8 protein-coding genes are annotated in these 10,206 nt (G+C 62.2%); 3 read left to right on the top strand and 5 right to left on the bottom strand.

Annotated elements, in window-relative coordinates:
• Window positions 1-92: 92 nt before the first annotated feature.
• The 5 genes from ABI_RS19800 to ABI_RS19780 are packed head-to-tail and all read right to left on the bottom strand — an operon-like array spanning window position 93 to window position 5,075.
• Window positions 93-863 carry an enoyl-CoA hydratase/isomerase family protein gene (locus ABI_RS19800; RefSeq protein WP_006274846.1) on the bottom strand — a complete coding sequence of 257 codons (771 nt, stop codon included), beginning with the start codon at window positions 861-863 and terminating at the stop codon, window positions 93-95.
• Complete coding sequence (locus tag ABI_RS19795; protein ID WP_006274845.1) at window positions 860-1,927, bottom strand: type 2 periplasmic-binding domain-containing protein; 1,068 nt, start codon at window positions 1,925-1,927, stop codon at window positions 860-862. The genes ABI_RS19800 and ABI_RS19795 overlap by 4 nt, the downstream gene beginning before the upstream one ends.
• Window positions 1,920-3,125, bottom strand: coding sequence for a CaiB/BaiF CoA transferase family protein (locus ABI_RS19790; protein ID WP_006274844.1), 1,206 nt, complete (start codon window positions 3,123-3,125; stop codon window positions 1,920-1,922). Before ABI_RS19790 ends, ABI_RS19795 begins: the two co-directional genes overlap by 8 nt.
• Before the next feature lie 19 nt (window positions 3,126-3,144).
• Window positions 3,145-3,891 carry an SDR family NAD(P)-dependent oxidoreductase gene (locus tag ABI_RS19785; RefSeq protein WP_006274843.1) on the bottom strand — a complete coding sequence of 249 codons (747 nt, stop codon included), beginning with the start codon at window positions 3,889-3,891 and terminating at the stop codon, window positions 3,145-3,147.
• 5 nt (window positions 3,892-3,896) lie between these two features.
• On the bottom strand, window positions 3,897-5,075 hold the full coding sequence (locus ABI_RS19780) for an aldose 1-epimerase family protein (protein ID WP_006274842.1): 1,179 nt from the start codon (window positions 5,073-5,075) through the stop codon (window positions 3,897-3,899).
• 296 nt (window positions 5,076-5,371) lie between these two features.
• Between ABI_RS19780 and ABI_RS19775 the strand changes: the two genes are divergently transcribed.
• The 3 genes from ABI_RS19775 (at window position 5,372) to ABI_RS19765 (ending at window position 10,154) form a co-directional block, all read left to right on the top strand.
• The gene (locus ABI_RS19775) at window positions 5,372-6,391 is read left to right on the top strand and encodes a LacI family DNA-binding transcriptional regulator (protein WP_006274840.1); all 1,020 of its coding nucleotides are present in this window, start codon (window positions 5,372-5,374) and stop codon (window positions 6,389-6,391) included.
• Window positions 6,388-6,741, top strand: a complete 354-nt coding sequence (locus tag ABI_RS19770) for an L-rhamnose mutarotase (protein ID WP_006274839.1) — start codon at window positions 6,388-6,390, stop codon at window positions 6,739-6,741. The genes ABI_RS19775 and ABI_RS19770 overlap by 4 nt, the downstream gene beginning before the upstream one ends.
• Window positions 6,742-6,968: 227 nt before the next feature.
• The gene (locus ABI_RS19765; protein WP_006274838.1) at window positions 6,969-10,154 is read left to right on the top strand and encodes an alpha-L-rhamnosidase; all 3,186 of its coding nucleotides are present in this window, start codon (window positions 6,969-6,971) and stop codon (window positions 10,152-10,154) included.
• The last annotated feature ends 52 nt before the right edge of the window (window positions 10,155-10,206 follow it).

The following is a 10,206-nucleotide window of genomic DNA, read 5'->3' as shown; positions in this document are numbered from 1 at the left end:
TTCGGTCTTCGACCTTAGGCCTCCACTCACTCGAGCGGTCCCCCTCCCCGACAAGCGGGGAGGAGAAAAAGAAGCGGTTGTCCAACAGTCGTCTAGCGTCTCTTGAACACCGGTGCACGCTTTTCCTTGAAGGCGGCGCGGCCTTCGCGGGCGTCTTCAGTGGCGAAACAGATGGTTTGCAGGTCGCGCTCGTATTCCACGGCTTTTTCATACGGCATGGTGTGGGCGGCTCGCAGGTTCAACTTACCGGTTTCGGCGGCGATCGGGGCGCGGGAGGCAATGGTTTGCGCAATCGCACGGGCGCGCGGCATCAAATCGGCCACTTCAGTGACTTCGGAGACCAGGCCCCATTGCTCGGCCTTATGCGCCGAAATCGGATCGCCGGTCAGGATCATCAGGGCCGCATTGGCCCCCCCGAGCGAATGGACGAGGCCTGCCGCCATGCCGCCGCCACCGATCCAGCCCAGCTTGATTTCCGGCGCGGCGAATTGGGCGTTGTTCGAGGCGATGCGGATATCGCACGACATCGCCGTCTCCAGTCCGCCGCCGAAGGCATAGCCGTTGACTGCGGCAATGGTCGGCTTCTGGCACAGGCGGATGGCGTCGCAATAGTCGTCGCGGTTACGGAACTGCCACGGGGTTTCGTAGTCGTCCAAGATGCGGATATCCGAGCCGGCGCAGAAGGCGCGCTCCCCTGCCCCCGTCACGATGATGCAGCGGATGGTGTCCGAGGCATTACACTGCGCGATCGCGTGTTCCAGGGCGTGTGCCATGTCCGGCGTCATCGCATTCAACTTGGCCGGGCGGTTGATGGTGATGACGGCGATATGGCCGTCCACTTCGAACAGGAGTTCATCTGTCATTGGGTGGCCTCGTACAGGGCGTTCAGGTCGTCGATCAGGTTGCGCGTGGTGCCGTCATAGAGGGCATCGCGCAGGCGCTGCGAAGCGGCGGTTTGGAAACGAATGGCGCCGTCATGGCGCGGACGGACATAGGCGGCTTCCAGGGTATTGAAGGTGTTGCGGTAGAAGGCGCCCCAGCGGGCGTTGACGCCGCCGTCAAGCCAGGCGGCGCGCAGAGAGGGTTGGCCATCATGAGCCGGAATGAAGTCGATCTGCGTATTGGGCGACATCAGCCAGCGCAGGTGGTCCAGCAGGTCCGGTGTCAGTTCGCATTTTTTGGAAATGCCAATTCCCGTCCCGCCCAAGGTGCTGCCAATGCCGGCAGGGCCGGAAGGCGCATTGGCGAAACGCAGGCGCGGGGCGTAGTTGACATAGCCGTAGACCAGCGGACACAGGGCGACGTCGTCGTGGTCGCAGAGATATTGCAGGATGGCGATCGGATTGGAATCGCGCAGTTTTTCGGGGCTGTTGGCGGTCAGTTGCGCCAGCAGGTCGAAGGCTTCCTCGCCGGTGTCGCGGGTGACGAAGGTGTCGCCGCCGCAACGGTCGCCGAGGCTGGCGCAGATCGACTGAAACGTCAGGGCGGCATGCGGCCCGGACAGCGACATGACCAGTGACGGGGCGGCCAGGACATCCTTCCAATTTACTGGAACTGTATCGATATCGCTGCGGCAGGCCATGACCTGGGTCGCGGCGTCCAGCGGCAGCGCCCAGTGGCGGCCGGCAAAGTGGTAGCTGGCCAGGGACGGCCCGATGCAGTCGCGCGACCAGGTGGCGATGTCGTCGGCCGTGAAAATATCTTCGAGCGGGCGCAGGCAGTCGGCGGCGACCGCTTCGCCGACATGGGGGTGGTCCAGCACGACCAGGTCATAGCGGGCGCACAGGTCGGCGATGGGGTGGGTTTCGAACCCTTCCAGGCTGTGTTTGTCCCAGGTCAGGTCGAGGCGTTTGGACGCCGCGTCCAGCGCGTTGAAGCCGCGCGGGTGATCCCAGGTCAGGCCTCTGAAGGCGGAGCCCTTAAGCATGTTGCAGTTCAGGCGCCTGACGGATGGCACCGCTGCTCAGCAGGGCATCGATCTCGGCATCGCTCTTGCCAAGGCTTTTGAGGACTTCGCGGCTGTGTTCGCCGATGCGCGGGGCGCCGCGTTCGATCGTCGACGGGGTTTTGGAGAATTTGATCGGAAAGCCCGGCACCTTGACCCGGCCTTCGGTCGGGTGGTCGTATTCGACAAAGGTACCGTTGTGGGCGATCTGGGGGTCGTTGACCAGGTCTTCGTAACCATAGACCGGGCCGGCCCAGATATCGACGGCGCGGAACAGGGCCAGCCATTCGTCGGTGGTTTTGGCCATCAGGCCGGCCTGGGTGCGGGCGTAGATTTCGTCGCGGTAGGTCCAGGAATCGGTCTGGTCCTGCAGGTTTTCGAAGAAGGGATCGCCCAGCAATTCGCCCAACAGCTTCAGCGGCGCCATGGCAATGGTCAGGTAGGAATCCTTGGTGCGGAAGACGCCGTAGGGCGCGCGGATATAGCAGTGGGCGTGCGGTTCGGCCGAACGCGCCTGAGGCTTATGGCCGACCGTGAAGACCGACAGTTCCTGCATCTGGATGGTGGTTATGGCGTCGAGCATGTTAACTTCGACCTTTTGCCCCTCACCCGTCCGTTCGCGATGGAACAGGGCTGCCAGGGCGCCTTCGAAGGCCGAATAGGCGGTGATGGCGTCGACCAGGTATTGGCCCGCCGGCGACGGCGGCTCACCGGCGCGGCCGGCTGACATCATGGCGCCGGACATGGATTGCAGCAGCAGGTCCTGGCCGGGATAGTTCTTGTACGGGCCATCTTCGCCATAGCCCGACATGGAGACATAGATCAGGCGCGGATTGATCGCCGACAGGGTTTCATAATCGACACCGAGGCGCGCCGCGACGCCGGGGCGGTAGTTTTGCAGGAAGACGTCGGCGGTCTTGACCAGTTCCAGCAGCAGCGCCTTGCCTTCGGGCGCTTTCAGATCGACAGCCAGGGAGCGTTTGTTGCGGTTCAACGACAGGAAGGAGACGTTAATCTCCTTGCCCCAGGCGCCGCCGGCCGGGGCGTGGCGTTGCCACTCGCCGGTGACGGGCTCGACCTTGATGACGTCAGCCCCCATGTCACCCAGGCGCTGGGCAGCAAACGGCCCGGCCATGGCGATGGAGCAGTCGAGGACGCGAATACCTTTGAGGATGGACATGGTGTGTTTTTTCAGGGGGTTAATGCATGACCCAGCCGCCATCGACATTCAGCGTCTGGCCGGTGATGAAACCTGTGTCTTCGGAGGCGAGGAAGGCGATCGCATTGGCGATGTCGCCGACATGGCCACGACGTTTGACCGCCTGATGGTCGAGGACGAACTTTGTGTAGCCGTCAGGATCGGGATGGATCTTTTCGGCGTCGGTCGGAAAGGCGCCGGGTGATATGGCATTGACTGTGATGCCGTAGACGCCGAATTCGCGCGCCCAGGCCCGGGTCAGTCCGACCAGGGCGCCCTTCGAGGCGACGTAGGGCGACAGCAGGGCCCAGCCGCCGTAGACGGTGACCGAAGCGACATTGACGATACGGCCGAAACCGCGCGCCTTCATGCCGGGCAAGGCTTCCTGGACCGCGACGATGCCGGCGTCGACATTGACCCGTTGGACCAATTGATGCTCTTCGACCGTGTAGCCTTCGAACGGTTTCGACGGGTAGATGGCGGCGTTGTTGATGACGACGTCGAAGCCGCCGGTTTCTTCCAGCTTTTGCTTCAGGCCGGCGCGGAAACCGTCGAGATCCGACATGTCACTGTGCAGCAGCACCAGGCGGCCATTGGTGATCGGGGCGGCGGCGGAGGTCAGGGCGGCCATCTTGGCGTCGTCATGGTCCACCGCTACCACCGTGGCGCCGCGTTCGAGGAACCGTAAGGTGGTCTGGAGCCCTAGCCCGCCGGCCGCGCCGGTATAAAGAATGGTCTTGCCGTGCATATGGGTCAGTCCCTGACGATCTTGGGAAAAAGACCGGAGGGGACCGGATAGTCCACCTCCGGCGCAGGTGTGACGTCCGCTATGCGGGAGCAATAGGCGCGGACGGCTTCGGCATCAGGGAGGATGCGCAGGGTGGTGTCGTAGCGGCGCTCGTCGCCGTGTTCGAGCCAGATCAGTTCGTCGCGTTCGCGGGCGAATTGTTTGCCGTAAACATGGTTGGTGGAGGGCTCGATGCCCAAGGCATAATGGCCGGCCTGGAGGTTTTGCCATTCGTACATGGCAGGGAACTGCGATTTCAACGTCTCGACCGCGAAGCCAAAGCCGATGGCGTCGTTAACCAGGGCGACCTTGACCTTGCCGTCAGCGTCCGGCGCCATGTCGTGTTGCCAGACCTGTTCGTCGAAGTTCATCTGCGGCGCCGGCATTGTGCGATAGCCGACATTTTGCTTTTGGTAGTCGTCGCCGGCATGGGCGGCCCAGACGACGTCCTTGATCGGGGCGACGTAGCGCGCCCCTTCGGCCAGGATCGGGTGGCCGACATTGATGTGATAGCAGTACATGTGCGGCGTTCGGTAGAAGCCGTGATTCATCACGCGATCGGTCAGGCGAATATCGTCGCCGCCGACGGTGGCTTCGATGCGGCGGATCAGGTGCAGGTCCTCGCCGAAGACGGTCGACTGCGCCACGATGCCTTCGGCCCACAGGGTGCATTGGTCGCCGTCCCAGCTTTCGCCGTAGCCGGTCAGGCGGGCGGGAATGGTGCAGACGCGGCCGTGCAGCGACGACTTCACCGTCTTTTTGGGACCGTAGTTGTATTGGGTGGCGTCGTCTTCGTCCATGAACAGAATGTGGTCGAGGCCGCAGGTGACGATCAGGCCCGACATGGCACGGAACCAGGCCAGACCGCCCTCGCCTTCGTATTGATGCAGGGCCGGGTTTTGGAAACCCGATGGCGAATGCCAGCCGACGGCGCGGCCATTGTGTTCGCAATCGGCAATGTCCATGGCGCGGTCGACCATGACGGTGAAGCGCAGGCCGCTGCCGGTGCGGAATTCCAGCATGCGCACGCCGCGTTCAACCCCGTCGTCCAGGGTCATCAGACGGACGCCGGCGAACTGAGAGAGTTGGCCGGTGTGGGCCGCCAGTTCGCGACGCGTATAGCTGCGTTGATACAACTGCGCCATGTAATTTCCGAAGTCCCTGTCGGCTTATATTTTTGCTGGCTAAGAGTCATAGACGCATCGATGATGATGTCAACAGATCATCATACATCATACGTGTAATTTTTAGTGATGGACTCCGAGACTTGGCATTTTGTCATTATTTTTTCGATGGTTAGCATTTTTACAGCCGGACCTGCGCGCCCGCCACCCCGATCGACCACGATAAATCCGCTTGACACAGTGCCGGCGACGCGATGTATTTTGATGCATAACAGCGCTACATCAGAAGCGGCGCGAACCTCCCGGAGGAGACCGACTTGGCCGATCGCGCCACCCTGATCGACATCGCCCGCCAGGCCGGTGTGTCGACCGCCACGGTCGATCGTGTGTTGAACCGCCGCCCCGGCGTGCGCGACCGCACCCGCGACATCGTCTTCCAGACCGCCACCAAGCTCGGTTACATCGCTCAATCGCCCGATACCGGGATCAGCCGGGCGCCGGTGGCACTCGACTTCCTGCTGCCCAGCGGCAGCAACAGCTTCATGCAGAACCTAGCCACCGCGCTGGAAGAGGTCGCTGCCGACCGCGGCGATATCGAATTGCGGCTGCACTTCATCCAGGGCTTCGATCCCTATGCGCTGGCCGACACCCTGCTGAAGCTGGCCGGGAAATCGCGCGGCGTCGGGGTGATTGCTTTGGACCATCCGCTGGTCCGTGAAGCGCTGCGTCAGGTGCGCAATGCCGGCACCCATGTGGTCACCCTGATTTCCGACATTTCCAACGTACCGCGGGAATCCTATATCGGTATCGACAACCGCGCCGCCGGCCGGCTGAGCGGTTATCTGCTGGGGCGATTGCTGCCCAAGGGGCCGGCTAAGCTGGCTCTGTTTGCCGGGTCGCTGTCCTATCGCGGCCATGAAGAGCGCGAGATGGGTTTTCGGCACATCCTGCGCGAGGACTATCCCGGTCTGTCGATTGTCGAACTGCGCGAGGTCCAGGACAATGACGAGCGCGCCTATGAGGAATGCCGGTTGTTGCTGCGGCAATATCCGGAACTGGCCGGGATCTACAATATCGGCGCCGGCAATCGCGGTATCGCCAAGGCTCTGGAAGAGACCGGCATGGCGCGCAAGATCGTCTTCATCGGCCATGAGCTGACCGAACATACGCGGCGGCTTTTGCTGTCAGGGGTGATAGATGCCGTGATCGACCAGAATCCGCGAGTCGAGGCGCGCGAGGCGATCGATCAACTGGCGCAGATCGTTCGCGGTGAAGCGCTGAAGCCGTTTATCCCGATCCGCATCCAGGCTGTTTTCAAGGAAAATATTCCCGAATGACGACGGTACGCAAGGTCTATGCCGTCGATATTTACGACGATGGCGACCGGATTGAACGGTATAAGGCGTGGCATGCGGCCGGGGCCGTGCCGGTTGCGGTGACGGCGGCTATCCGGGCGGATGATATCCGCGAGTTGGAGATCTGGCAGGTCGGGGACCGCATGGTGTTGATCATGGAACAGGGGCTGGATTTCGATCCTTCGGCAAAGGCTGAGCGGGATGGCGATAATCCGGATGTTGCGGCGTGGGATGCGCTGATGCGGACGTTCCAGAAGCCTCTGCCGTTCGGACCGGAGGGCTCGACCTGGCTGGAGATGGAACGCATCTATAGTTTGGCCGAGCAGGCGTAAGCAGTATGATTTGAACCCGCCGCGCAGCGGCATTTTTCCTTAAGTGGGTCCACAGATTACACAGATTACACAGATGAAGTAAGAAAGGGCACCACACCTCATCTGCGGAAATCGGTGTAATCTGTGCATCCCCTTTTACGATGATGCCGCTGCGCGGCGGTTTCAGATCGCCAAAAAGGTTGCCCCCGCGTTATTGGGAAAAACAAAAATAAACGAGGAAATGCCAGATGAAACTGTCCCGTCGCGGGTTGATGACCGCCGCCGCCCTCACCTCCGTTGCCACCGCCGCGCCCGCCCTGGCCCAAAGCGGACTCGTGGTGCGTAACCTCCAGGCCAATAGCCTGACCAATCCGCTCGGGCTTGATGACGCGACCGTGCGATTGTCATGGCAACTCGTCTCGCCCCAGCGCAAGACGATGCAGACCAGGTACCGCGTGCGGGTGGCGTCGTCGAATGAAGGGCTGGCCGGCGGCCAGGCCGACCTGTGGGATTCCGGCGAGGTCGAGTCGGACAGGTGTTTCGATGTGACCTATGCCGGCAAGCCGTTGGCGTCGCGGCAACGCGTCTTCTGGGATGTCCTGGTCACGGACAATCATGGCAACAGCGCGCGCAGTATGCCGGCGACCTGGGAAATGGCACTGTTGCAGCCATCCGACTGGTCGGCCAAGTGGATCGCCGCCGAGGACGAAGGTTCGCGCGCCGATCGCGAAGCCGGCCTGACCTGGGTGGCGGGAGGCCGGGCGCCCAACCAGGCGCCGCGCCAGTTTCGCCTAAAGTTTAACCTGGCCGAAGCGGCCGAGACGACCCTAGTCACCATTGCCAACAACAGCTACCGGCTGTGGGTGGATGGCAAGGCCGTCGCCCTGCCCGACGATAGCGCGCCGCGGTTCGGCAAGAGCGAGGTGGCGGAATCGACCGTGTCGCTGGGCAAGGGCGATCATGTCGTCGCCATCGAGGTCAAGGATCCGGATGGCTTCCTGGCCATGTATCAACCCGAAAACGCCATGGCCATCCTGATCCGTGCGAGGTTCAAGGACGGCCGCACCCAGCGTTTTTCCAGCGCCGGGACGCGCACGGCGTTGGTCGCCGATGCCGGATGGATGATGCCGGCGTTCGATGACGCTGCGTGGTCCGTCGCCAAGACAGCCGACTACCAGATGGAGGCCCTGCCCGGCAAAGGCGCCTATTTGCTGCGCAAGGCGTTTTCGGCCGATAAGCCGGTGGCGCGGGCACGGCTGTATGCCTCGGCCCTGGGTGGCTACGAGACCTGGATCAATGGCCAGAGGGTCGGTGATGCCCTGCTGACGCCGGAGAGCACCGACTTCCGCGAAAGCGTGTTATATCAAACGTATGACGTTACAAAATTGGTGAAAGCGGGCGTCGAGAACGCTATTGGCGCCATCGTTGGTGACGGATGGTATGGTAGCTACAATGCACCGGCCGGGCGTTTTGCCTATGGTCCGCCGCCGCTGCGGTACCTGGCGCAGCTCGAAATCACCTACACCGACGGAAGTCATACGACTGTTGGGACGGACGACTCGTGGCGGATTACCCCCTCACCTATCGTCATGAGCGAGATCTATAATGGCGAGACCTACGACGCGCGTAAGGAGATCGCCGGCTGGTCCGAGGGCGGGCTTGATGCGACGAGCTGGAACGCCGCCGGATTGGCCCCATTGCCCGCGGGTACTCTAAAGGCGCAGGATTCGCAACCGATCCGCCAGACCCAGACGCGGCCCAGCAATGCCATCACTGAGCCAAAGCCGGGTGTTTATGTCTTTGATTTCGGGCAGAACTTTGCCGGCTGGGTGCGGCTAATCGTGCGGGGCCAGGCGGGCGATACCGTCACATTAAAGTTTGCTGAATATCTGCTGCCGTCGGGCGAGGTCGATCAGGCGAATCTGCGCGCCGCCAAATGTACCGACACCTATATCCTTAAAGGTGGCGACCATGAGCGGTGGGAGCCTTGCTTTACCTATCATGGTTTTCGCTATGTCCAGGTCGAAGGCTATCCCGGCACGCCGAATGCCAAGGACGTCGTCGGCCAGGTCATTCACAGCGACCTACCGGAGACCGGTCACCTGCGCATCGGCAATCCAGTGATTCAGCAGCTTTGGCAGAATACGCTTTGGTCGCAGAGGTCGAACTTCGTCGGTTTGCCGACCGACTGCCCACAACGCGACGAGCGCTTGGGGTGGATGGGGGATGCCGGGGTGTTCTGGGACGCGGCGGCCTTCAATATGAATGTGGTCGCCTTTACGCGGCGATTCATGAACGATGTGCGCGACGCCCAGACGAAGGACGGCGCGTTTCCGGATTTCGCGCCCAATGCCTGGGATGAAGCCTGGGGCGAACATGGTGCTTCGCCCGGCTGGTCCGATGCCGGTGTTATCCTGCCGTGGACGGTGTGGTGGCGCTATGGCGACACCAGCGTCATCGATGAGAACTGGGACGCCATGACGCGCTATATGCGCTTCCTGGAGGTCAATAACCCGGACTATCTGTGGCTCAATAAGCGCGGCCACGACTATGCCGACTGGGTGGCGCTGGACGCCAAGGAGCCCGGTGATCCGACCACGCCCAAGGACCTGGTCGCCACGGCGATGTGGAAGATGTCGCTGGATATGATGACGGCGATGGCCCAGGCCAGCGGCCGCGCGGCCGAAGCGGCCGTGTATCGTGCGACGGCCGAGAAGGTGCGCACCGCCTACGTGAAGGCGTTTGTGCGGGCCGATGGGACGGTCGGCAACGGATCGCACACGGGCTATATTCTGTCGTTGAAATACAACCTCGTCCCGACGGAGCAGCGCGCGACGACGGCGGCGCATCTGGTCGCCGAGATCAAGCGCCGCGGCATGTTGCTGACCACCGGGTTCTTGGGGACCCCGAGCAGCCTGGATGTGTTGGCCGACGCCGGCTATTCTGACATCGTCTATAATCTGTTGCTGCGGACCGAGTTCCCATCGTGGGGCTACATGGTGGCCAAGGGGGCGACGACCATCTGGGAGCGGTGGAACGGTGATGTCGGCGACGTGTCGATGAATTCGTTCAACCACTATGCCTTGGGGGCGGTGACGGGGTTTGTCTTCCGGCGGATTGCCGGGATCGATCCGGTCGAGCCGGGCTTCCGGCGCTTCCGCTTTGCCCCGGTGCTTGATGGACGGGTGAAGACCGGTGGCGGCGATTACGACAGCGTGCTGGGCCGGATCTCGACCGAATGGGATCAGGGCGAAGGCGGCTTTTCGTTGAAGCTGACGGTACCGGCGAATGCCGTGGCTGAGGTGGTTCTGCCGGGCAATTCCGTCACCGAAGGCGGCAAGAGTTTGCCGCGCGAGGTCAAGGTGTTGAGCCGCAAAGACGGCAAGATAGCGCTAGAGGTCGGTTCAGGGGAATACATGTTTGTGAGTAAGTAACCAAAGTGGGCGAACTTGCCTTCTGCTCCCTCTCCCCACTTGAGGGGAGAGG

Source organism: Asticcacaulis biprosthecium C19 (genome assembly GCF_000204015.1).
Classification (GTDB): Bacteria; Pseudomonadota; Alphaproteobacteria; order Caulobacterales; family Caulobacteraceae; genus Asticcacaulis; species Asticcacaulis biprosthecius.
This window is presented reverse-complemented; position numbering and strand designations above follow the sequence as displayed.

What these genes read in the sequence shown, in the direction of transcription:
- ABI_RS19800 (WP_006274846.1), bottom strand. Translation starts at nt 863, where the DNA reads ATGACAGATGAACTCCTGTTCGAAGTGGACGGCCATATCGCCGTCATC.
- ABI_RS19795 (WP_006274845.1), bottom strand. Translation starts at nt 1,927, where the DNA reads ATGCTTAAGGGCTCCGCCTTCAGAGGCCTGACCTGGGATCACCCGCGC.
- ABI_RS19790 (WP_006274844.1), bottom strand. Translation starts at nt 3,125, where the DNA reads ATGTCCATCCTCAAAGGTATTCGCGTCCTCGACTGCTCCATCGCCATG.
- ABI_RS19785 (WP_006274843.1), bottom strand. Translation starts at nt 3,891, where the DNA reads ATGCACGGCAAGACCATTCTTTATACCGGCGCGGCCGGCGGGCTAGGG.
- ABI_RS19780 (WP_006274842.1), bottom strand. Translation starts at nt 5,075, where the DNA reads ATGGCGCAGTTGTATCAACGCAGCTATACGCGTCGCGAACTGGCGGCC.
- ABI_RS19770 (WP_006274839.1), top strand. Translation starts at nt 6,388, where the DNA reads ATGACGACGGTACGCAAGGTCTATGCCGTCGATATTTACGACGATGGC.
- ABI_RS19765 (WP_006274838.1), top strand. Translation starts at nt 6,969, where the DNA reads ATGAAACTGTCCCGTCGCGGGTTGATGACCGCCGCCGCCCTCACCTCC.